Raw genomic sequence first — 21,041 nt, 5'->3', positions numbered from 1 at the left:
GGCGGGTCAGGCCGTGGGCGCCGGGCCGGGCGGCAGGTGGACCGTCATGATCAGATGACACGCCTCGGTGCCGGCGCCGCGGTAGGTGTGCGCGGCGTCGCCGTCGAAGGTGGCGGTCTGTCCTGCTTCGACGGGGTGCTCGGTGCCGTCGACGACGAGGATCACGCGGCCGGAGGTGACGCTGACGGTCTCCACGACGCCGGCCTGGTGGGGGTGGCTCGGGTACTCCTCGCCCGGCTCCAGCCGCCAGCGCCACACCTCGACCGGGGCCGGGCCCGAGGTCGTCAGCATGAGCCGTGCCTCGCTGCCCCGCTCCCCCTTCCACAGCGGCATCACGGCGTCGGCCGTCACGACGCGGACCCGGGCCTCGCTGGGGCCCTCCAAGAGGGCCGAGACGGAGACGCCGAGGGTGTCGGCGAGTCTGACCAGGGTGGCGAAGTTGGGGTTGCCCTGGGCCTTCTCCAGGCCGACCAGGGCGCCCTTGCTGACCTTGGCGCGCTGGCCGAGCTCGTCCAGGGACAGGCCGGCGCGGTTGCGGGCCGCCCGCACGTTGCGCGCGAGTGTGCGCAGGGCTGTCTCTGTCTCGGCCATCCGGTCACCCATCCTCACCAGTGGATCATTCCATTGCACCGTCCGGTCGTTTGGTTGACAAACGACGGTCGGTTCACTGTACGGTCTGGTCGTTCCACTGAAATGGTACGGGAACCCGTACAGAAATACGGAGACACCGCACATGACCGTCTTCCGCCTCGCCCCCACCGTCACGAAGGCCTTCCCCGACACCCTCGTCGCCCTGGTCACCGCCGCCGGTCTGCGCGGTCACGAACCGTGGCCCGCCACCGCCGCCGCCATGGACGAACTGGAGCAGCGGCTCGCCGACGGCAGCTGGCAGCCCGCCGACGAGACCGACCCGCGCATCGAGGCGTGGCACACCGCCTACCGCTCCTTCGGCACGAACCCCCGTCGCGTCCGCCCGAGCGTCGACGCGCTCGGCCGCCGCTTCGCCAAGAAGGGCACCCTGCCGCGCATCAACCCGGCCGTCGACTCCTACAACGCCGTCTCCGTCCGCCACGGCCTGCCCGCCGGCGCCTTCGACCTGGACCACGTCACCGGTGACGTCGACATCCGTCCCGCCGACGGCAGCGAGTTGTTCACCCCTCTCGGCGAGCCCGGCACGGTCGAGAACCCCCGGCCCGGCGAGATCGTCTACGCCGACGCCCGTATCGTGCTGACCCGCCACTGGAACCACCGCGACGCCCACCAGACCTGCGTCACCGCCGGCTCCACGCGCGTCGCCTTCCTCCTCGAAACCCTCCACGCCGCCCGCGACGGCCACCTCCTCAAGACCGCCGCCGTCGAACTGCGGGACCTGCTCGCCCCGCACACCGAGCGGACCGGCATCCACTACCTCAGCTCCGCGGAGCCCGAGGCCACGGCCTGAAACGGGCTGCCAGAAGCGCGTCGCGTGGTCCGTTCGACCGGCAAGTCGGGCAGGCAGGTCACGGGGAGCCTCGCCGACGACGCGGCCCACCGGGTGGTGCGCTCCCTCCAGCGAGCGGTGCTCGACCTCCTCGGCGAAGGCTCGCGGTGACGGGAGGAACCGGGCGCGCGGCTTTCAGAGGCTGATCTGCAGGACGCAGACGTCGTCATGGCGGGTGTCCGGCCCGAGGAGGCTGCCCAGGATGTCGTCGAGTGCTCCCGCGCCGCCGGCGCACCCCTCCGCGGTGCGGGCCAGCCGGTCCAGGCTGACGTCGATGTCCTCGCCCGGCTTCTCGACCAGACCGTCGGTGTACAGCAGCAACTGGTCACCGGGCTGCAGACGCAGCGTGGACGCCTCGAACCGTGCGGCTGCCACCGCGCCCAGCAGGACGCCTTCGGGCGCGGGCAGATAGCGGGCGCGGCCCTCGTGCAGGTACAAGGGGGGCGGATGGCCGGCCTGCACCCAGGTGAGCTCGGAGGTGGCGGGGTCGTAGCGGGCCATGATCATGGTGGCCGTGCGGTAGTTCTGCTCCCAGCCGTGCAGGAGGAGGGTGTTCAGCCGGGTGAGGACCCTGGGCAGAGCGGTGCCGGTGATGGCCATGCCTTTGGCCATGAAGCGGAGCTGGGCCATGGTGGCGACCGCTTCGAGCCCGTGCCCGGCGACGTCACCGACGACGAGCAGGGCGCAGCCGTCGGGCAGCTCGATGGCGCTGTACCAGTCGCCGCCGACGTTCAGTCCGGCCTGCAGGGGCTGGTAGGCCACGTTCACGGTGAGGCCGGCCAGATGCAGGGACTGCTCGGGCAGCGGCAGCAGCGCGTGCTGGAGCCGGGCGGCGAGGTCGCGTTCGACGGCCAGCAGGCTGTCCTGGACGAGGGCGGCGCTCCGCTGGTCCAGCAGCTCCTGTTCGGTCCGCTTCGCCGCGGTCAGATCCTGGAAGAAGCCGTGGACCTGCACAGGGGTGCCCTCGACGTCGGTCTCGGCTTCGGCGATGAACCGCACGTGCCGGATCTCGCCACCGGGGGTGACGACGCGGAAGACGAGGTCGATGGGCTTGCCGTCGCCCAGAAGACGCTTCGCGGCCCGCCTCAGCAGGGGCAGATCCTCGGCGACGGTGTGGCCGGAGAATTCTTCGAGCCTTATCGGCCCGAGGGACGGTTCCCTGTCGAAGATGGCGTAGACCTCGTCCGACCAGGTGATGACGTTCCTGACCAGATCCCGGTCCACCCAGCCCATGTGGCCGAGCCGCTGCATCACGGCCAGCCGGTGGCGCTCGCGTTCGCCGCTGTCGAGGCTCGCCCAGGAGACGATCAGCCCCTGCCGGCAGGCCGCCACCCGGACCGCGTACCGGGACAGCCGTGGATTGCCGGAGACGACCTCCTCGTACTCGAACGGCTCCCCCACGTAGCGGCCGCCGGTCTCGAGCACCCGCAGGTACCCCTGCCACAGCTCCGTGCCGGCCACCGCCGGGTACGTTTCCAGGACGCTCAGCCCGATGAGTTCCTTGCCCCTGCGCCGCCCGACGTCGAACGCGTCCGGTGACGCCGCCATGATCCGGAAGTCCGCCACGGCGCCGTCCGCGTCGAACTCGGGCACGAGGAAGACCGCCGAGCCGGGAAGACCGTCGAGCACCTCCTGCACGGCGGAGACCTGCAGGGCCGAGGCCGGGTCGGCTGCCGGGCCCGGCCCGTCGTGGCGGGCCGTGAGACGGCTCGCCGAGAAGACGGAAGCACCGGCCTGATCACCGAGGCTGCCGCCTGCCTGCTCGGAGCGCGCCGCACCGTTGCGGTCACCCGTCATAGGACGAGCATGCCACAGGGGCTGCTCAGCGGCGGATTTCCGCGATCGCGCGGACAGGGGGCGACGGCCCGGCCCGCCGCGCGGACGGCGGTGCTCACGCCCGGGCGGTGAGCGGTCGGCCGGCGCGGGCGCCGGCGATCAGCCGGGCCGCGGCCCGGTCGGCGAGCGCCATGATCGTGAGGGCGGGGTTGGCGGCGCCCTGGGTCGGCAGCACGCTGCCGTCGGTCACCAGGAGGTTGGGGACGGCGAAGGTGCGCAGGTCCGCGTCGACGACGCCGTCCTGGGGCCGGGTGGCCATCCGGCAGCCGCCGACCAGATGCGCGCAGCGCTCGACGGGGACCAGTTCGCGTGCCCCGGCGGCGGTGAGGATGTCGGCCATGGTGCGGGTGGCGGCCTCCGTCAGGAGCTCGTCGTTGCGGCACTTGCCGTGGGTGAAGCGGGCGACGGGCAGGCCGTGCGCGTCGGTCCGGGTGTCGAGGGTGACCCGGTTGCCGGCCTGCGGCAGGTACTCGCACAGGGCGCCGAGGGTGGCCCAGTACGGGTACGTCCGCATCCGGTCGCGGAGGTCGGCGCCCCAGTGGCCGTGTTCGGCGAGGTGCCGGGCGAAGAGGACGGGCAGCGGGGAGACGGTCTGCACGGAGAAGCCGCGCCGGTACGGGCGGGCCGGGTCCGTCTCGTAGAACTGCTCGGTGGTGACCTCGGGCGGCGGCGCCTTGTACATCCGGATCTCGTCGTCGAAGCGGCCGGCGACCTGCGGCGCGCCCTGCACCATCACATAGCGGCCGACCTGGTCGTACTCGTTGCACAGGCCGGAGTTGAGAAGCAGGCGCGGGGTCTCGATCGAGTAGCAGGCGAGGGCCACGGCGCGGGCGCGCTGGAGGCGTTCGCGCCCGCCGTGGACGTAACGTACCCCGGTGGCCCTGCCCTGGTGGGTGACGATCTCGGTGGCCATGCAGTCGGCGCGGATCTCGGCGCCGTGCGCGAGGGCGTCGGGGACGTGAGTGATGAGCGGGCTCGCCTTGGCGCCGACGGTGCAGCCCTGGAGGCAGAAGCCGCGGTACACGCAGTGCGGCCGGGCGCCGAAACGGCCGTTGGGGATGGCGACGGGGCCGACCCGGGCCTCGATGCCGAGGGCGGCGCAGCCCTCCAGCATGACCTCGCCGTTGCCGCCGACCCGGTGCGGCGCGTGCGGGTAGGGGTGCGGTTCGCCCCAGGGCCAGTACTGTCCGGCGACGGGGAGTTCCTGTTCGAGGCGGGTGTAGTACGGGGCGAGGTCGGCGTAGTCGAGGGGCCAGTCGGCGCCGACGCCGTCGAGGGTGCGGGTGCGGAGGTCGGAGGGGTGGAGCCGGGGCGCGTAGCCGGCGAAGTGGACCATGGAACCGCCCACGCCGCGACCGGAGTTGTTGGCGCCGAGCGGGACCGGGTCGGATCCGTCGATCACGCGCGGTTCGGTCCAGTGCAGCCGGCCGGAGCCTTCCTCGTCGCTCACCCAGTCCCGGTGCGGGTCCCAGAACGGGCCGGCCTCCAGACAGACCACCCGCCAGCCGGCGTGGGCGAGGCGCTGGGTGAGGACGGCGCCGCCCGCGCCGCACCCGACGACGACGAGGTCGACCTCGTCGTCGTCGTCGAACCGGCGCATGTCCGGGAGGAGTTCGCGTGCGGCGGGCAGCCACGCGGAGGCATTACGGGCGCGCAGCGCGCCCTGGGGACGCAGCGTTTCGCGCAGCGTCGCGGCGGCGGCGCGCCAGCTGGTGCGGCGGGCAGGGGTGGAGGCGGGCGGGGCGGGGTCCTGGGCCGGGCGGAGCGCCGTGGGCCCGGGGGCCGGGCCGGTCTTCGCCGGGCCGGGGACCGGCTCCCGTTCGTCGGGGGCAGGATGCGGACCGGCGGCCGCGTGGCCCCGCCTGAGCGCCGCGGGCCCGGGTTGCGGGGCGGACCCCGTCGGGTCCGGGGCCGGGCCCTCTGCGTCGGAGGGCGGGACCGGGTGCGGGTCCTCCCAGGCCTCGCGCAGGCCGCGGCCGAGGCGTACGTAGCCGCGCGGGAAGGCCGGTCCGCCGAAGCCGGTCTCGTCCCAGGCCAGCGGGTGGGAGTAGTAGCCGGCGCAGGCCTGGCGCAGCCACAGCTCCCAGACGTGGGCCAGGGGGAGGCCGTGCCAGAGGGGTGCGGGTCCGGGTTCACGGGCGCGGCGGGCCAGCACGCTCAGCAGCCGGTGCCGGTCGCCGACGCTCAGGCCGGCGAATCCCGTTCCGTCGTGGCGGAGCCGGGCCTCGGCGTCGAGTGCCGCGAGCGAGAGCCGCCAGGCCGGGCCGTCCTCGGGCAGGTCGGCGTGGTGCCAGCCCTCGCCGCCTCCGCCGTCGGCGGCCCCCGCGGCGATCCGCTGGTCGACGAGTTCGAGCAGCGGGAGGCGGCCGGGGGTGTGCGCCTGGCCGACGAGCAGATCCAGCAGGGGCCCGGCGACGGCCTGCTCGGCGGGGGTGTGGAACCGGCACGGCGGCGGGTGCAGCCGGGCGAGCACCACGGCCCGGGTCACCGGGTCCCAGGCACCGGCCTGCCGCAGGATCCGGGGTCGGTCGGGGCGGCTGTCCGTCATCGTTCGCTCCGGAGGGCTCCGGGGAGTTCCCTCCGGAGCACGGCGGCGAGCAGGCCGAGCCCGCCGACGCCGCTCACCATGAGCGGCGCGAACAGCGGCGGGCCGAGCTCCAGGTTGTAGCGGACCATGCGCCAGCCGCCGGGCTTGGCGGCGATGCCGCGCACGTGCAGCCAGGCGCCCTGCAGGCCGTTGGCGACGAGCGCGGCGGAGACGACCGGCAGCACGGTGCGCGCGGCCCTCGGGTCGACCCAGCCGGCGATGCCCGCGCCGAGTCCGAGCGGACCGAGCCATACCGGCCACCACATCACGCGGTTCCCGAAGGAGGCCCGGTCGTGTTCCAGGTAGATCTCGGCGCCCGAGACGGCGGCGCCGAGGCCGGTGGCGAGCGAGAGGGTGCGCTGGAGGCGCCCCTCACGCAGCGAGACGAGCAGCGTCCGCACGGCCGTTCACCGCCCACCGGGCCGGCGCGGCAGCAGCTCCTGTGCCTTGGCCTTGAGGCCCTGGACGACGAGGTGGCCGCGGTGGCCGTCGCCGTGGGCCAGCGAGGCGAGGGTGGACTCGATCTGGTCCCAGGTGGAGTGCGGCGGGATCGGCGGCACGTCCGGGTCGGTGCGGAAGTCCAGGACGGTGGGTCCGTCGGCGGCCAGGGCCTGGCGCCAGGCGTCCTCGACGTCGTCCGGGTCGGTGACCCGCCGCCCGTCCATGCCGAGGGAGCGGGCGAAGTCGGCGTACGGCACGTCGGGGATGATCTGGGAGGCCGCGAACGGGGCGGTGTGGGCCATGGCCCGCAGCTCCCAGCTGACCTGATTGAGGTCCTGGTTGTTCCACACGGCGACGATGAGCCGCGGGTCGGTCCACTCGGTGGCGTACTTGGCGACGGTCACCAGCTCGGCCAGGCCGTTCATCTGCATCGCCCCGTCGCCGACGAGGGCGATCGCGGGCCGGTCGGGGTGGGCGAACTTGGCGCCGATGGCGTACGGCACGCCGCTGCCCATGGTGGCGAGGGTGCCCGAGAGGGAAGCGCGCATGCCGCGGCGCATGGTGAGATGCCGGGCGTACCAGTTGGCCACCGAACCGGAGTCGCAGGTGATCATGGCCTGGTCGGGGAGCAGCGGGTCGAGTGCGCGGGCCACCAGCTCGGGGTTGACGGGATCGGCGGACAGCGCGGCCCGGCGTTCCATCACGGACCGCCAGCGGCGCACGCCGGAGGTCACGGTCTCCTGCCACGAGCGGTCCTCCTTGCGGGTGAGCATCGGCAGCAGCCGGCCGAGGGTGGCGGCGGCGTCGCCGACCAGGTTGACCTCGTACGGGTAGCGCAGCCCCACCATATGGGCGTCGATGTCGATCTGGACGGCGCGGGCCTGCCCGTACGGCGGCAGGAACTCGGAGTACGGGAAGCTGGAGCCGACGGTGAGCAGGGTGTCGCAGTCGCGCATCAGCTCGTACGAGGGGCGGGTGCCGAGCAGGCCGATCGAGCCCGTCACGTAGGGGAGTTCGTCGCTCAGCGCGTCCTTCCCGAGAAGGGCCTTGGCGACGCCCGCGCCGAGCAGCTCGGCGGTCTGTTCGACCTCGCGGGCGGCGCCGGCCGCGCCCTGGCCGATCAGCATGGCCACCCGGGTTCCGGCGTTGAGGATCTCGGCGGCGCGGGCGAGCGAGGCGTCGTCCGGGACCGGGGCCCAGCCGCTCACGTCGAGGCTGGACGGCACCATCTTGTGGGCGTGTTCCGGCGCGGAGTACGGCAGTTCCTGGACGTCCGCCGGAATGATCAGGGCGGTCGGGGCACGCCTGGCGTAGGCGGTGCGCACGGCCCGGTCGAGCACGTTGGGGAGCTGTTCGGGGACGTTGACGGTCTCCAGGTAGGCGGCGGCCACGTCCTTGAACAGGCTGTGCAGGTCGATCTCCTGCTGGTACGAACCGCCCATCGCGCTGCGGTCCGTCTGGCCGACGACGGCGACGACGGGCACGTGGTCGAGTTTGGCGTCGTAGAGGCCGTTGAGGAGGTGGACGGCGCCGGGCCCGGAGGTCGCGACGCACACGCCGACGTGGCCGGAGAACTTGGCGTGGCCGACGGCTTCGAAGGCCGCCATCTCCTCGTGCCGGGCCTGGATGAACCGTGGGTCGTCGTCCGCCCGGGACCAGGCGGCGAGCAGGCCGCTGATGCCGTCTCCCGGGTAGCCGAAGACATGACTGACTCCCCAGGCGCGGAGCCGGTCGAGCAGGTGGTCGCCGACGGTCGCGCTGGTCATGACCGCTCGCCTCCGTTCGTACGGTCGGGGCCGCCGCCGTCGAGCAGGGGCAGGACCTCGGTGCGGTAGAAGTCGAAGAAGCCGCGCTGCTCGGGCCCGATCTGCCCGGTGTGGACGCGGTCGACGCCGGCGTCCGCGTACTCCCGCAGTCGCCGTACGTGTTCCTCCGGGTCGGGGCCGCAGGGCACCGCGTCGGACGCCGTGTCCTCTGTCACGAGCCGCGAGGCCTGCTCGAAGTGGCTTGGTGCGGGCAGGAGTTGGTTCAGTTCGCCGGGCAGGTGCTCGGTGGGCCGGAGCCGGTGGGCCGTGCGGACGGCGTCGGCACGCGAGCGGGACCAGCAGACCTTGGTCGAGGCGTACACGGGGCGCGCCTCGTCGCCGGCCCGCTCCTCGCAGGAGAGGAAGTATCCGAGCTCGGTCATGGCACCTCCAAGGGCGGCCCGGGCCGCACCGTGCGATCGGCTTCCGTCCGGGCGCCTGCCCGGGTGACCGGGGAGAAAACGTGCGCGTGGGCCGGCACGGCCGGCGTGGTCGGCGCCCGGACCGGTGGCCGTGGGCGCCGATTCCCGCCCGCCGCCCGCATGAACCCCCACGGCAGGGGCAGCGGCTGATGGAGGGCCTTTGCACTCGACGAGAGGAGTGCCGGGCAACCCGCAGCGCTCCCTTGGTGGCCGTTGAAGCTCCGCGGAGTCGCAGGAGCCCGAAGTACCGGAAGGAGCCGATCATCGTGACCCTCCACGGAACGAACGTTCTCGTCCTCACCACCAATTACGGAGTGGAGCAGGACGAACTGACACGGCCCATGGCAGCCCTGCGCGAAGCCGGCGCGACCGTCACGGTCGCCGCCCAGCAGGCCGCGCCGGTCCTGACCCTGGTCCGGGACCGGCGGCCCGGCAGCGTCGTCGTCGCGGACACCGCCATGGAGGACGTCACGGCACAGGAGTACGACGCGGTCTTCGTACCGGGCGGCACGCTCAACGCGGACCGGCTGCGCATCGAGAAGGACGCCCAGCAGCTGGTCAGTGCCTTCGCCAAGGCCGGCAAGACGGTGGCCGCGATCTGTCACGGCCCGTGGCTCCTCGTCGAGAGCGAGGTCGCCCGGGGGCGTCGGCTGACGTCGTACCCCTCACTGCGCACCGACATCGAGAACGGCGGCGGCACCTGGCAGGACGAGGAGGTCGTCGTCGACACCACCGGCGGCTTCCCGCTGATCACCTCCCGCCGACCCGGCGACCTGGACGCGTTCTGCGCGGCCGTCGTCCGCACGCTCCAGGAACGCGCGCCCGGCACGCGCGGGCGGACGGAGCAGGGAACGCGCCGCGCGGCCTGAGGGCACGGGCACGGGCGGTCACCCCTCCCCGCGGGCGGTCACCCCTCCCCGCGCGCGGTCACCCGTCCCCGGGGACGCGCATCCGGAAGCCGTCGCGAGGCCGGGTCGGGATCCGGTGCAGCGGAATCCGCACGTCCTGGTCCGGCACCGTGAAGTCGAGCCGCGCGAGTTCCCGGGTCAGCGCGGACAGCACGGCGATCGTGATGTCCTCGCCCGGGCAGCGATGACCCTCGCGCGGGCCGCCCCCTTGAGGAATCAGTGTGTCGGGGTGGGGCGCGGCGCCGAGGAAGCGGTCGGGGACGAAGCGGAAGGGCTCGTCCCACAGCGCGGAGTCGTGGTTCTGTCCGTAGACGTCGAGCAGCAGCATCGTGCCGTGCGGTACGGGCTCCCCCTGGAGCTCGACACCCTCGGGAGCGAGCGCGGCGAGGAACGGCACGAACGGGTAGAAGCGGCGTACCTCGTGGGCGAAGGAGGTGGCGAGGCCGACGGGCTCGTCGGCCGCCAGGCGCCGCCGCAGCTCGGGGGCGTCGCGCATCGCGTGGGCGGCGAAGGTCGTGAACCAGGTGATCGCCACGGTCGGCCGCAGGATGTTGAGCAGCTCCACGGCCGCCGTGGCGGGATCCAGCAGCGATCCGTCGGCCTCCCGATGGGCCAGGACCGCCTCGAAGGGGGTGCGCGCGGCGTTGCCCGCTTCCCGCTGTTCCCCCGCCGCTCCGTGTCCGCTCGTCCGCTTTCCCGGCTCGCGGCTTCCACGAGCCCGTACGACGGCCCTGCGCAGCAGCTCCTCCTGCCTGGCCCGGGCACGCCGGGCGCGAAGGTGGCGCGGCCCCGGCGTGGCGAAGCCGTCGACCATCGCCACGCAGTCGCGGGCGAGCCGCTCCGCGTCGGCGGCGCGGTACCCGGGCAGGCCGGCCCATCGGCTCACCGCGCGGGCGAGGACGAGCGCGCCCTCGTCGAAGAGCGTGACCTCCCGTCCGCGAAGGCCGTCGAACGTCTCCCGGAACTCCGCGCACACGCACGCGGTGAGCGCGCGCACCCTTGCCGTCTCGGTGAGCTGCGAGAGGAAGAGCGCCTTGCGGGTGCGGTGCTCCGGGCCGTCGAGGGTGTGCACGGCGCCCCGGCCGCACAGGGTGTCGAGCACCGGGCCCGGCAGCGCCCCGCTCCGGCGTGCGTGCCGCTCGTCGTAGAAGAACGCCACGAGGCCGGGACCCTGCAGCACGCGCACCGGGCGTCCGAGCAGTCGTGTCCTCACGAGACCGCCGGCATCCTGGCGCCGGCCGACCTCGGGCAGCCATGTGTAGCCCTTCACCAGCAGAGGGAGCGTGTTGTCACCGCGCATGAAGACCTCCTCGGGTGCCGGTACCGGGACGGTCGCAGGGCGGGGTGCCCGCCCCGCGCTCCGGACGGACGGGTCTGCTGCTACCCCGGAACGCCGTGCGCACGCGTCAGGCCGTCGGGGGACGGCGCGCCCGGCCTGGAATGCGCTGCCACCTCTTGCCTGCCACTCTGGAGCCCAGGGCCGGGGCACGGTGCGAGGACCCCGCCGAGCGGAGGCCATTCATGCTGATCAGCCACAGGGTCGAAGGCGACGCCCTGCGCGTGACGCTGCACCGGAATCTCGACGTCACCACCCGCGCCGCGGCGACCTTGGCGATCGAGGTCCTCGTCCGCGCGCACAAGCCCCGCAGCCTCGTCCTCCGGATCCCCCTGGAGGAGCCGACGCCCGCCACGCTCAGCGCCGTGGGCCGGGCCCGCCGCATGTGCGCGAGCCTGGGCATCCCCCTCGACCTGACCGGAGCCACGCCGCAGGCGCAACGCCTCTTCGCGGCGAACCCGGCCTGACGGTCCTGGACACGGCCGATCCGCTCCCCCGGCGTCATCGCGAAGTTCCCCGTCCTGTTGTGCCGACGGGATCTCTGAATCCGAAAGGGAAATGCCCATGATCACCACCGACTTCGTCCCCGGCTCCCCCTGCTGGCTCGACCTCGGTGCTCCCGACCTCCCCGCCGCCGCGGCCTTCTACGGCGCGGTGCTCGGCTGGGAGTACGAGCCCATGAGCGACGGCGGGGAGGACATGGAAGGCGGGATGTTCCGCAAGGACGGCAAGATCGTCGCCGGTCTGGGCAAGCTCACCGAGCAGGGCGCGCGCTCCGCCTGGATGATCTACTACTGCGTCGCCGACGCGGACGCCACGACCGAGGCCGTGGAACGCGGCGGCGGGACCGTGCGGGTCTCACCGCGGGATCTCGGCGAGTGGGGACGGATGGCCCAGTACAGCGACCCGCTGGGAGGGCAGTTCGCCGTCTGGCAGCCCGGCAAGGACACCGGCGTCGAGCTGGTGGGCGCGCCGGGCTCGCTGTCCTGGACGGAGCTCTACACGAGCGACGCCGCGGCCGCCCGGGAGTTCTACGGCAGCGTCTTCGGCTGGCAGTACAGCGACATGGACATGCCGGGCGGCGAGGGCACGTACACCCTGATCACGCCCGCCGGCCAGTCCCAGAAGCGCATGCAGGGCGGCCTCCTGGAACTGCCCCGCGAGAATCTCGTCCTCACCGGCGGCCGCCCGTACTGGCACCCGGTCTTCGACGTCGTCGACTGCGACGCCGCGATCGCCGAGGTCACCGGGCACGGCGGCAGCGTCCAGATGGGGCCGGTCGACACCGAGGACGTGGGCCGCCTCGCCGTCTGCGTCGATCCCGACGACGCCGACTTCGTCGTCCTGACGCCGCCCCCGAACTGACCGGGGGTAACGCGGCCGGCTCCCGCGCATAGCTGCTCAAGCCCGGATCGACAGCTCGGCGACGACGTGGGTGCCGCCGGGCAGCGCGTGGACGGTGCAGCGCGTCGCGTACGCGTCGACGAGGTCCAGGCCGCGCCCGCCCGTCGCGGGCTCGTCCTCGTGCCGGGGCCGGCCGAGGCGGGGCCGCCAGCGGCCGTTGTCCCTGACCTCGACGGCCAGGGTCGACACGTCGGCGGAGAGCAGCAGCGCGACGTCCGGACCGCCGCTGTGGCGTACGGCGTTGCCCACGAGCTCGCTCACCACGAGTGCCAGGGCGCCGTCGATTCCGTTCGGCAGGCCCCAGTGCGCCGCGACACCACGGGCGAACCAGCGCAGGGCCGGCACCGAAGCGGCGGTCGCGACGGTCACGCAGCCGGCCGTCCGCCGTCCGGCGAGGGCCGGCTCCGGAGGAAGGTGCAGGGTGATCGGCATCAGGTCTCCCGGTGGTGGGTTCCTCTCACCCTCCACGATCGGTACCGGCCCCCGCGGAAACAATCCGGGTCCCCGGCTTTAGGGGTACGCAGACATCGCCGACCGCGCGCCTCAGTCATCCGGTCCGGGGGCGCCGAGCGCTTCGGCGACGGCCGTGCGCGTGGTGCGCAGCTTGCGCAGCACGCTGGCCACGTGGTTCTCGACGGTCCGCGGCGACAGGTACAGGGCGTCCGCGATGGCCTGGTTGGTCGCGCCGGTCGCCAGGAGCTCGGCCACCTGCTCCTCGCGGGGCGACAGCCGGTCCCCGTAGCCGCGGCGGCCCGGGGTGCCGGGCCGGGTGAGGCCGAGGTCCCGCGTCAGCTGCCGGCAGCGGGAGATGTCGGCCCGGGCGCCGAGTCCGGTGTACGTCTCGGCGGCCGCCGCCAGGAGCACCGCCGCCTCTTCGGGCTCGCGGGCCAGGGCGAGCGCGTGGCCCTGGCGCTCGGCGGCGCGCGCCGCCTCGTACGGGCGCCCGATGGCCAGCCACCCGCGCCGCGCGGCCCCGAACTCCGCTGCCGCCCGGGCCGGGTCGTCGTCGAGGCCGAGAAGCCCGCGGGCCACGTGGATCTCGGCCCGCGCCGCCGGTGCGTCCCGGCCGCGGAGGCCCCGGTGCGCCTCGTCGGCGAGTTCCTGTGCCGGGGCGCGGTCGCCACAGGCGAGTGCTGCCTCGACGGCCACGGGGACAAGGCCCGTCGCCTTGGTCCAGGCCTGCGCGCGACGCAGCACGGCGAGGGCGGGTCCGGCCGCCGTCCATGCCTCCTGCCCGGCGCCCTGGGCCAGCCGGACGGACATGAGACCGGCGGTGGCGCGCAGCTCGGTGCCCACGGCGATCTGCCGTACTCCCTGTCTCACCGCCCGTTCGAAGTGCTCCAGCGCCAGGCCGAACTGCCCTCGGGCGAACGCCATGGTGCCGAGGGCGAGCAGGCGCTCCGCGTGGGGCACGCTGATGTCCGGGTAGGTCGCGATCAGAGCGTCGAAGCGCTCCTCGAGACCCTCCCAGCGCCCGGCGAGGGTGTCCAGCCACAGGCCGAGGACCCGCCCGTAGCACTCCACGACCACCGCGCCGGCCCGGCGGCCCTGCTCCCGGCTCTCCGCGACCAGCGCGGCGGCGCGGCCGTCGTGCCCGAGCGCGATGGCCGCCTCGGCGACGTTGTGGAGTGCCCGGGCGGTCTGCCAGACCTCGGCCGGGGACTCCGCGTCCCGCGGCAGCCGTTCGACGAGGTCCCAGACCGAGCGGTCCCCCTCCCAGCTGAGCAGGGTGAGCCGCGTCGCCTCGAACGCGGCGCGGAGAGCGTCATCCCCGCCGTCCTTGCCCCCGCCGTCCTCGCCCCTGCCGTCCTCGCCCTCGCCGGTGTCGCCCCCGCCGTCCTCGTCCCCGCCGGCGGCGTCAAGTGCCTGCCGCGCACGCTCAATCCAGCGTGCCGACCACTCGGGTCCGGCCCGCTCGTTGAGCGCGAGGGCGAGTATCCCCCGGCCGGCCGTCACGGGCCGCTCCGACAGCTCCTCGATCGCGAGTTCGAGCTCGCTCACCCATGACGGGGACGCTGACTCGTTCAGGAGCAGCAGGCCGAGCCCCAAGCGGATCTCCCCGCGGACCGCCCTCGGCAGGTGCGGGTCCTCCACCAGACGCCGCAGCAGCCGCGCGGCGGCGGTGAAGTCGACGCCGTTGTACGCGATCCGGGCGAGCGCGATGGCGGCCCGGGAGCGCCGCTCGGTGTCGAGTTCGGGCTCGTCGAGGATCTGGTGGAGCAGGGCCGCGGCGGTGCCCTGGTCGCCGACGGCGGCGGCCTGCTCGGCTGCCTCCTCGGCCCGGCGCAGCCACGCGGCACGGTCGCCGAGCGCCAGGGTGTGGTGGGCGATCTGCACGAGCGGCGCGGGCGTCAGCTCCTGGAGCGCGCCGACGGCCGACCGGTGCAGCCGGTCCCGTCGCGGCGCCGGGACGTGCCGGTAGGCGACCTGCTGGGCGAGGACGTGCCGGAACGCGTACCGGTGGTCCTCCGTCTCGTGGAGCAGCGAGCTGCGCAGCGCCTCGACCAGCCCGTCGGTGCCGGTTTCGGCGTCGAGGCCGGCGACGGCGGCGAGCAGCGCCTCGTCCGAGGGGACGGCGAGGACGGCGGCGGCGTCGACGACGGCCGCGCCCGCCGGCGACAGACCGGCCAGCCGCTCGGTGACCGCCTCCCGCAGTCCCTTCGGCACGTCGGTGTCCTGGAGGCGCCGGACCACCTCCCGCTGGTCGGTCGTGCCGCCCTGCTCGGCGAGCGTGAGCAGATCCTCCTCGGCGACCAGCGGCAGGCCCTCGCTGCGTTCGTACAGCGCGGACACCAGCGCGGGCGTGGCGACCGGGCCGAGCGCGGCGGAGGCCAGCTCCCGGACCTCCTCGACGGTGAGCGGGTCGAGCCTGATCAGCGCGCCGCCCGCGCCCGCGGGGTGGCGGTACGCGGCGCCGAGCACCGAGGTGTCCGGCGGCAGGTCCTCGGCGCGGTAGGTGAGCACGAGGCCGAGCTCGTCCGGCAGGTCGCGGGCGAGCAGCAGGAGCAGGTCCCTGGTGGCCTCGTCGACCCAGTGCATGTCCTCGATGATCAGCACGGTCGGCCCGAGGGCGGCGAGGAGGGCGCGCACGGCGTGGACCAGGCGGAGCCGTTCGGCCTGCTCGCCGCCCGTCCCGGGAGGCGGCGGCGGGAGCCGGTCCGCCAGGGCCGGGAGGAGCCGGGCCAGGGCGCCGACGGCGTCGGGCAGCCCGCGTTCCGGCAGCCACGGCCCGGCCTTGGTCAGGGCGTCGGACACCGGCCCGTACGGGAAGGGCTCGCGCAGCGGCTGGCAGAAGCCGGTGAGCACCGGCCGGCCCTCGGCGCGCAGCGCCGCGGCGGCCTCGCCGACCAGCCGCGACTTGCCGATCCCGGCCTCGCCCTCGATCAGCACGACCGCGGGCGGGTGGCGCAGCGCGGCCGTCAGCAGCTCCAGCTCGCGCCGACGCCCCACGTACCGGAACGTGCCCACCGCTGTGGCCGCTCCCTGGCCGAGGGACCCCGCCACGTGATCACCCACCTCGCCGCCGGACACCCCGGGCCCCTCCAGCCTACGCAGAGGTGCTCCGCCGGACGACCGGACGAAGGCCCGGCGCGGCCGGCGGCCGGCAGCTCCGGGTCCGGCACGGCGGACCCGGCACGGCGGGCCCGGCGCGCCGGCGTCAGGGCCCGGATCGTGCACGCCCCGGCGTCAGTGCCGGGCGTCGGCGCGGGGGCGTTCCAGGGTGAAGGTGTCGACCGGGGTCAGGTCTCCGTACGGGCCGTCGAAGGTGTAGTACGTGACGTGCATCCGGGTGCGCCCGCTGCCGCGGGTGCCGGGGTCGACGTCGAAGGCGGCGAAGCCGTGGCTGTGGACGCGGTCCTGGACCGCGCGCCAGGGGGCGTCCTCGGTGACGTAGACCGCCTTGCGGTGGCGGCCCTCGGGCACCTTGCCCACGTCGACCACGACGCGGCCCTTGGGCTCCTCGAACAGGTCGTCCTGGGTGGTGGCGAAGTTGCCGCCGCCACCGATGATCATGTGGACGGTGCCGTTGCCGGTGTCGGCGACATCGGTCCTGGTGGAGACGGGGATCGGGGTGCGGACGTCGTTCGGCAGGGTGCCGCGGAGCGGCAGCGAGCGCTCGTAGTAGTGCTCGTGGCCGCAGAGCACCAGGTCGACCCCGTACGCGTCGAAGAGCGGGCCCCATTCCTCGCGGACGCCGAGGTCGGCGCCGCCGCTGCGGTGGCTGGAGATCATCGGGTGGTGCATGAAGACGACGATCCAGTCGATGTCGCTGCTGCCGCGTGCCGCCTTCAGCTCCCGTTCCAGCCAGCGGCGCTGCGCACCGCCGGAGTATCCGCGCAGATAGATGTCGCCGCTGTCCACGATCGCCACGTCGTCGTTGGCCAGGCTGATGAACCGGACCGCGCCGACGGTGAAGGCGTACCACAGGCCGCTGGTCTCGGGGTCGGTGGCGGTCGTCGCGTCCGGCAGCGAGAAGTAGGTCTGGTAGCCCGTGACGCCCAGCGGGCCGTTGCCCTTCTCGGTCTCGCCGTTGCCGGCGCAGGGCATCCAGGGGCGCAGCCGGGCCGAGCGGCTGTTGCTGATGAACCAGTCGGCCCAGGTCGCCACCCGGTCCTCGCCGATGGCTCCGGCCACGCCCGCGTAGCACAGGTCGCCGTTGACCAGGTTGAACAGCGGGGCGACCCGCTCCACCGCGGCCACGATGTCGGCGGAGGCCTCGGTGCCGCCCTGGGTGCTGGTGTGGAGCTTGAAGGGACCGAGCGGCGGCGGGGTGTCCGGCGTGGGCCAGGTGAGGGTTCGGCGCAGGTTGGGCGTGCCCTGGTCGCCGAAGCTGGTGAAGGTGAACGCGGTGCGACCGCGCGGCGCCGTGGTGAACGACCCGGTCTCGTGCGCGGCACCGTCGTGCCCGGCCGAGTAGAGGTAGGTGGTGTCCGGCCGCAGTCCGCTGACGCGGGCGTGGTGGACGTACACCTCCTGCTGGGAGAGCGCGTCCCGGTAGGTACGGGTCTCGGCGTCGACGACCCGCCCGGTGCCCCCGTCCGGTGACCCGAGGTGCACGCGCGGACGCCGGACGGACTGCGGGCTGATCCAGGAGACGGTCATCTCGGTGGCGGGATCGGCGCCGAACTGCAGGTGCAGCCCGGCCACGCCCGGCACCCCGATACGGCTCGGTGTGCGCTGCAGCAGCGGCGACGCCGCGGCCGCCGGCCGCTCGGCGGCCTCGGCACTTCCCGCACCGCCGACGGCGGCGGCGGCCGCACCGGCCGTCGAGCCGGTCAGTAATGTTCTGCGCGCAATCGACATGAAACGCCCTTGTCTCGAAGGAAGTTGATCGTGTGAACCCTAGGTGCGATCAACTGCGCCACGGACTGCGACGACCACTCTTGAACGAAAATTTCCAGGCGGTCGCCCCGGGATTCAGGCGATCCTCCGGCCTCGGCGCCGTCACTCCTCAGCCGCCGTCCAGCAGGGACCGCAGGCCCCGGGCGAGTCGCTCGTACTCCGCGGGGCGGTTGTAGATCTGGCCGCAGACCCGGATGCCGCCGCCTCCCGGCCAGGGCCAGACCAGGACCCGGCAGCCGAACCGGCGCATGATCTCCTCGCGCAGGGCCTCCGCCTCCGGTCTGGTCCGGGCGAATCCGGACGGCAGCCGCAGGGCACGGAGGGCGAGCCGGTCGTCGGCCGGCAGCGGGGTCACCCCCGGCAGCCGGGCCAGCAGCGCGGCGCCGTGGGCCGCGAGGGCGCTGTTGTGGGCCCGCACCCGCCCCGCGCCGAGCGCGGCGAGCAGGTCGAGGCCTTCGGGTGCGGCGAGCAGGCCCGTGTAGTCCGCGGTGGCCCGGTACTCCAGGGCGCGCGGGAAGCCCCGGTGGTCCTCCCAGGACGGTACGGGCGCGGGCACCCGGTCGCGCAGGGCGGGCGCGACCGCGAGGACGGCCGAGCCGGGTGGCGCGTACCCCCACTTGTGCAGGTTGCCGAACCACACGTCCGGCCGGCCGGCCAGCGGGGCGGCGAGCATGCCGGGCGCGTGCGCGCCGTCCACGACGGTGGTCACGCCGCGCTCGGCGAGCTCGGCGAGGAGCCGTGGCCCGGCGACGATCCGCGCCGTGGGAGAGGTGATCTGGTCGAGCACCGCCACCCGGGTGCGGGGGGTGAGTGCGGCGAGCACCGCCTCGCGCACCGCGTCCTCGTCCGGCAGCAGCGGGTCGAGCGGCACGGTGACGAGCCGGGCCCGGCGCGCGGCGGCCTCGACCACGGTGCCGTAGCCGTGGTCGGTGACCAGCACCTCGTCGTCGGGACCGAGTCCGAGCGCGTCCAGGGCCAGCTGCGCGGCCTCGGTCGCGTTCGTCACGAGCGCCATGCCCTCCGGGTCGGTGCCGAGGTGCGCGGCGATCCGGGCCCGCGCGGCGGCGAGCCGGTCCGGGACGCCGAGGAAGAAGGCGTCGGGGTCCGCGGCGGCCTCGTCCGCGATGCGCCGGTGCTCTCGCATGACCGGGAGCGGGACGGCGCCGAAGGAACCGTGGTTGAGGTGGGCCACCCGCGCGTCGAGCCGGAAGAGTTCGGCACCACCGGGGAAGACCCCGGCGGGCGCAGCGTCGCCGGTACCAGCGGCTACCGAGGCGCCGGTACGGAGGGGTGCCGGCCCGCCCGTGCCGCCGATGGCGGCGCCGTTGGCACCGGCGGCCGTGGCGCCGCCCGTACGGCCGGGCTTGGCGTCGTTCGTACCGCCGGACCTCGCGCCGCCCGTACCGCCCGGCGCGGCGTCGCCCGTACCGCCGCGCGTGCTCATCGGGCCTCGGCCGTCGCCGTGTGGCCGGGGGCCACCCGGACGCGGACGGTCGTGCAGACGGCGCCGTCGATCGTCCGGGTCTCGGCCGGGCGGGCGACGCCGTCGACGGTGATCGTGTCGTGGCGGCCGGGGAAGCGCACCTCCCAGGTGTACGGGGCGGAGCCCGAGGTGTGGGTGAGCGTGGAGCGGTGCGCGCCCTCGTGCCTGAGCGCGAAGGTCGAGTCGCCGATCCGCAGGTCCTCCACGGCCAGCCACGCCATGCCGGACGGCAGACGGGACTGGGTGGTGAGGAGACGCTCGGGGGCGTCCGGCGTGACGCCCAAGAGGCCCTGGACGGTCTGGGCGACCAGGGTGAAGGACACCTCGGGGTAGTCGCCGTTGGTGCCCTGGCGCGTGTTGACGTGCTGGGCGTCCTTCTGGGCGTAGACGCGCCGCATCCACTTCCAGGCGGTGTCCGGGCGGTTGTCGGCGAAGAAGGTGTCGGGGAGGTAGGTGAGGGCCTCGATGTTGTCGGGGCGGCCCGCGCCCTCCGCCTGGGCGTCGACGTAGTCGAGGTAGGCCTCGCGCCGGGCGCCGGGCTCGATGATCTGCTTCATCGGCATGAACCAGCTGTTCTCCTTGCCCCAGCCGGTCAGCGGCCGCCCGTCGACGGTGTAGCCACGGACCATGTCGGCGCCCGAACCGTCGCCGCTCCAGGTCGCGTTGAAGTACGTGCGCAGCTCGCGGGCCCGGCGCGCGAAGTCGGCGGCCGTGCGGGCGTCGCCCTTGGCGCGGGCCAGCGCGGCCATGGCCCGGTACGCCTGGTACTGGGAGCCGATGGCGTCGCCGGACTCGGCGAGCGGCTCGTCGCTCTGCTCGTTGTAGCTGGCCACGCCCTGGAAGATGCCCCTGCCGGTGCCCTCGGCGACCTTCACCCGGTCGCCGTTGTCCTTCCGGCCGTCGTGGAGGGTGACGAACTCCTCGGTGGCGTGCCGGTAGAAGTCCCACAGCACCGGGTCGTCGAGGTAGCTCCGGTCGCCGGTCCAGCGGTAGGCCTCCTCGGCCTTCTGCACGAGTTCGAAGACGGCGGGGACCTCGCGGACGAAGAGATCGGGGCGGCGGTAGTCGATGGACAGGTAGGTGCGGTTGTCGAAGTTGAGCGCCCAGACGGGGTAGTAGGCGTGCTCGGCGGTGGCGGACGCGGCGAAGGCGCGGAGCATCGCCTTGTTCTCGGCGTGCAGTCCGAGCACCCCGGCGCCGGCGAGCTGGTGGGCCATGTCGCGGGAGTAGTAGCCGCTGCGGTGGGCGTAGCCGGCCCAGTAGGAGGGGCCGTAGACGCCGGTGCCGGTGCCGCCGGTCTGGCGCTCGTCCGCGTTCAGCGGCCCCGGCGTGCCCGGGAGCTGGACCCAGCTGCCGGCCTTGCGGGTCGCCCAGGCGAACATCTCGGCGGCCTCGGGGTCGCTGGAGGTGATCCGGGGGGCGGCGGGGGTGGCCGGGGAGACCATGACGTCGTCGGCGTTGACCCAGCCCAGGCCGGACTCGAAGGCGATCTCCAGGCTGTCGCCGGGGGCGAGGGTGACCGGGCCGAGGGTGTAACGGCGGTACCGGTCGGTGGCGGGCAGGTCGAGGGAGGCGGCGGGAGAGCCGTTGACCCGCAGGACGTACCGGCCGCCGGGGCCGCCGGTGGCGATCCAGGCGGAGATCGCGTACGCGCCGTGGCCGGTGGCGGTCACCGTCTGGGAGACCTTCATGCCGCTGCCCGCGTCGAGGTACGCGAGCCGGGCGCCGGCGTGCGGGTAGTTGACCGCGGTCCCGGTTCCCGGGGTGAACTGCCAGCCGCTGCCGCCCGCTTCGAAGCCGGGATCGCTCACGGTGAGGAGTGCGGAGGCGGACCGGGCGGCAGGCGCGACCGGGGCGGCGGGGGCAGCCTGGGCGACCGCGAGCGGGGTGAGCGCGGCGAGCAGGGCGACCGCGGCTCTGAGGGCCGGGCGGGAACGCGTCATGGGGATCTCCCGGAGCGTGGGTGGAGTCGGCGCGCGGCACGCTAGCAATCCGT

At 74.3% G+C, this 21,041-nt stretch carries 17 protein-coding genes; 5 read left to right on the top strand and 12 right to left on the bottom strand.

What is annotated here, in order from left to right; translation table 11 throughout:
- Positions 1-6 precede the first annotated feature (6 nt).
- The gene (locus ACIRSU_RS10885; protein WP_403790738.1) at positions 7-591 is read right to left on the bottom strand and encodes a helix-turn-helix domain-containing protein; all 585 of its coding nucleotides are present in this window, start codon (positions 589-591) and stop codon (positions 7-9) included.
- 142 nt (positions 592-733) lie between these two features.
- On the opposite strand from ACIRSU_RS10885, the gene ACIRSU_RS10880 reads away from it, so the two are divergent.
- Both ACIRSU_RS10880 and ACIRSU_RS10875 read left to right on the top strand, forming a co-directional pair.
- Positions 734-1,441: a B3/4 domain-containing protein gene (locus ACIRSU_RS10880; protein WP_403790736.1), complete on the top strand. Its 708-nt coding sequence runs from the start codon at positions 734-736 to the stop codon at positions 1,439-1,441.
- A 24-nt stretch (positions 1,442-1,465) separates the two neighbouring features.
- Positions 1,466-1,591, top strand: a complete 126-nt coding sequence (locus tag ACIRSU_RS10875; RefSeq protein ID WP_403790734.1) for a hypothetical protein — start codon at positions 1,466-1,468, stop codon at positions 1,589-1,591.
- Between the two features lie 24 nt (positions 1,592-1,615).
- Here ACIRSU_RS10875 and ACIRSU_RS10870 read toward each other — a convergent pair whose 3' ends face one another.
- The 5 genes from ACIRSU_RS10870 to ACIRSU_RS10850 all read right to left on the bottom strand — a co-directional run bounded on the left by ACIRSU_RS10870 (position 1,616) and on the right by ACIRSU_RS10850 (position 8,532).
- On the bottom strand, positions 1,616-3,277 hold the full coding sequence (locus tag ACIRSU_RS10870; protein WP_403790733.1) for a PP2C family protein-serine/threonine phosphatase: 1,662 nt from the start codon (positions 3,275-3,277) through the stop codon (positions 1,616-1,618).
- A 94-nt stretch (positions 3,278-3,371) separates the two neighbouring features.
- Positions 3,372-5,864, bottom strand: a complete 2,493-nt coding sequence (locus ACIRSU_RS10865; RefSeq protein WP_403790731.1) for a GMC oxidoreductase — start codon at positions 5,862-5,864, stop codon at positions 3,372-3,374.
- Positions 5,861-6,304, bottom strand: a complete 444-nt coding sequence (locus tag ACIRSU_RS10860; protein WP_403790729.1) for a hypothetical protein — start codon at positions 6,302-6,304, stop codon at positions 5,861-5,863. Before ACIRSU_RS10860 ends, ACIRSU_RS10865 begins: the two co-directional genes overlap by 4 nt.
- Positions 6,305-6,310: 6 nt before the next feature.
- Positions 6,311-8,110 (bottom strand): thiamine pyrophosphate-requiring protein, encoded by a 1,800-nt coding sequence (locus tag ACIRSU_RS10855; RefSeq protein WP_403790728.1) that lies wholly within the window; start codon positions 8,108-8,110, stop codon positions 6,311-6,313.
- Entirely contained in the window at positions 8,107-8,532 is a 426-nt protein-coding gene (locus ACIRSU_RS10850; protein WP_403790726.1) for a hypothetical protein, read from the bottom strand. The genes ACIRSU_RS10855 and ACIRSU_RS10850 overlap by 4 nt, the downstream gene beginning before the upstream one ends.
- 305 nt (positions 8,533-8,837) lie before the next feature.
- Here ACIRSU_RS10850 and ACIRSU_RS10845 point away from each other — a divergent pair, with 305 nt between their 5' ends.
- Positions 8,838-9,440 carry a type 1 glutamine amidotransferase domain-containing protein gene (locus ACIRSU_RS10845; RefSeq protein WP_403790724.1) on the top strand — a complete coding sequence of 201 codons (603 nt, stop codon included), beginning with the start codon at positions 8,838-8,840 and terminating at the stop codon, positions 9,438-9,440.
- Between the two features lie 58 nt (positions 9,441-9,498).
- On the opposite strand, the gene ACIRSU_RS10840 is transcribed toward ACIRSU_RS10845, so the two are convergent.
- On the bottom strand, positions 9,499-10,779 hold the full coding sequence (locus ACIRSU_RS10840; RefSeq protein WP_403790722.1) for a cytochrome P450: 1,281 nt from the start codon (positions 10,777-10,779) through the stop codon (positions 9,499-9,501).
- Positions 10,780-11,000: 221 nt separating this feature from the next.
- On the opposite strand from ACIRSU_RS10840, the gene ACIRSU_RS10835 reads away from it, so the two are divergent.
- Both ACIRSU_RS10835 and ACIRSU_RS10830 read left to right on the top strand, forming a co-directional pair.
- The gene (locus ACIRSU_RS10835; protein ID WP_403790720.1) at positions 11,001-11,282 is read left to right on the top strand and encodes a hypothetical protein; all 282 of its coding nucleotides are present in this window, start codon (positions 11,001-11,003) and stop codon (positions 11,280-11,282) included.
- A 97-nt stretch (positions 11,283-11,379) separates the two neighbouring features.
- On the top strand, positions 11,380-12,180 hold the full coding sequence (locus ACIRSU_RS10830) for a VOC family protein (RefSeq protein ID WP_403790718.1): 801 nt from the start codon (positions 11,380-11,382) through the stop codon (positions 12,178-12,180).
- A gap of 36 nt (positions 12,181-12,216) precedes the next feature.
- On the opposite strand, the gene ACIRSU_RS10825 is transcribed toward ACIRSU_RS10830, so the two are convergent.
- The 5 genes from ACIRSU_RS10825 to ACIRSU_RS10805 form a co-directional block, all read right to left on the bottom strand.
- Positions 12,217-12,651 (bottom strand): ATP-binding protein, encoded by a 435-nt coding sequence (locus tag ACIRSU_RS10825; protein ID WP_403790717.1) that lies wholly within the window; start codon positions 12,649-12,651, stop codon positions 12,217-12,219.
- 111 nt (positions 12,652-12,762) lie between these two features.
- On the bottom strand, positions 12,763-15,687 hold the full coding sequence (locus tag ACIRSU_RS10820) for an AAA family ATPase (protein ID WP_403790715.1): 2,925 nt from the start codon (positions 15,685-15,687) through the stop codon (positions 12,763-12,765).
- A 219-nt stretch (positions 15,688-15,906) separates the two neighbouring features.
- Positions 15,907-17,523: a purple acid phosphatase family protein gene (locus ACIRSU_RS10815; RefSeq protein WP_403790714.1), complete on the bottom strand. Its 1,617-nt coding sequence runs from the start codon at positions 17,521-17,523 to the stop codon at positions 15,907-15,909.
- A gap of 148 nt (positions 17,524-17,671) precedes the next feature.
- Positions 17,672-19,006 (bottom strand): aminotransferase class V-fold PLP-dependent enzyme, encoded by a 1,335-nt coding sequence (locus tag ACIRSU_RS10810; protein ID WP_403790712.1) that lies wholly within the window; start codon positions 19,004-19,006, stop codon positions 17,672-17,674.
- A complete protein-coding gene (locus ACIRSU_RS10805; protein WP_403790710.1) occupies positions 19,003-20,988 on the bottom strand; it encodes a hypothetical protein in 1,986 nt (661 codons plus the stop codon). The genes ACIRSU_RS10810 and ACIRSU_RS10805 overlap by 4 nt, the downstream gene beginning before the upstream one ends.
- Positions 20,989-21,041: the final 53 nt, after the last annotated feature.

Origin of the sequence: Streptomyces sp. NPDC101160, from assembly GCF_044768205.1 — a bacterium.
Taxonomy (GTDB): domain Bacteria; phylum Actinomycetota; class Actinomycetes; order Streptomycetales; family Streptomycetaceae; genus Streptomyces.
Note: the sequence above shows the minus strand (reverse complement) of the source record. Positions and strands in the feature narration are given on the sequence as shown.

Excerpts from the sequence above, each read along its gene's own strand:
- ACIRSU_RS10885 (WP_403790738.1), bottom strand. The coding sequence starts at position 591 with ATGGCCGAGACAGAGACAGCCCTGCGCACACTCGCGCGCAACGTGCGG.
- ACIRSU_RS10880 (WP_403790736.1), top strand. The coding sequence starts at position 734 with ATGACCGTCTTCCGCCTCGCCCCCACCGTCACGAAGGCCTTCCCCGAC.
- ACIRSU_RS10870 (WP_403790733.1), bottom strand. The coding sequence starts at position 3,277 with ATGACGGGTGACCGCAACGGTGCGGCGCGCTCCGAGCAGGCAGGCGGC.
- ACIRSU_RS10865 (WP_403790731.1), bottom strand. The coding sequence starts at position 5,864 with ATGACGGACAGCCGCCCCGACCGACCCCGGATCCTGCGGCAGGCCGGT.
- ACIRSU_RS10855 (WP_403790728.1), bottom strand. The coding sequence starts at position 8,110 with ATGACCAGCGCGACCGTCGGCGACCACCTGCTCGACCGGCTCCGCGCC.
- ACIRSU_RS10850 (WP_403790726.1), bottom strand. The coding sequence starts at position 8,532 with ATGACCGAGCTCGGATACTTCCTCTCCTGCGAGGAGCGGGCCGGCGAC.
- ACIRSU_RS10840 (WP_403790722.1), bottom strand. The coding sequence starts at position 10,779 with ATGCGCGGTGACAACACGCTCCCTCTGCTGGTGAAGGGCTACACATGG.
- ACIRSU_RS10835 (WP_403790720.1), top strand. The coding sequence starts at position 11,001 with ATGCTGATCAGCCACAGGGTCGAAGGCGACGCCCTGCGCGTGACGCTG.
- ACIRSU_RS10830 (WP_403790718.1), top strand. The coding sequence starts at position 11,380 with ATGATCACCACCGACTTCGTCCCCGGCTCCCCCTGCTGGCTCGACCTC.
- ACIRSU_RS10825 (WP_403790717.1), bottom strand. The coding sequence starts at position 12,651 with ATGCCGATCACCCTGCACCTTCCTCCGGAGCCGGCCCTCGCCGGACGG.
- ACIRSU_RS10815 (WP_403790714.1), bottom strand. The coding sequence starts at position 17,523 with ATGTCGATTGCGCGCAGAACATTACTGACCGGCTCGACGGCCGGTGCG.
- ACIRSU_RS10810 (WP_403790712.1), bottom strand. The coding sequence starts at position 19,006 with ATGAGCACGCGCGGCGGTACGGGCGACGCCGCGCCGGGCGGTACGGGC.
- ACIRSU_RS10805 (WP_403790710.1), bottom strand. The coding sequence starts at position 20,988 with ATGACGCGTTCCCGCCCGGCCCTCAGAGCCGCGGTCGCCCTGCTCGCC.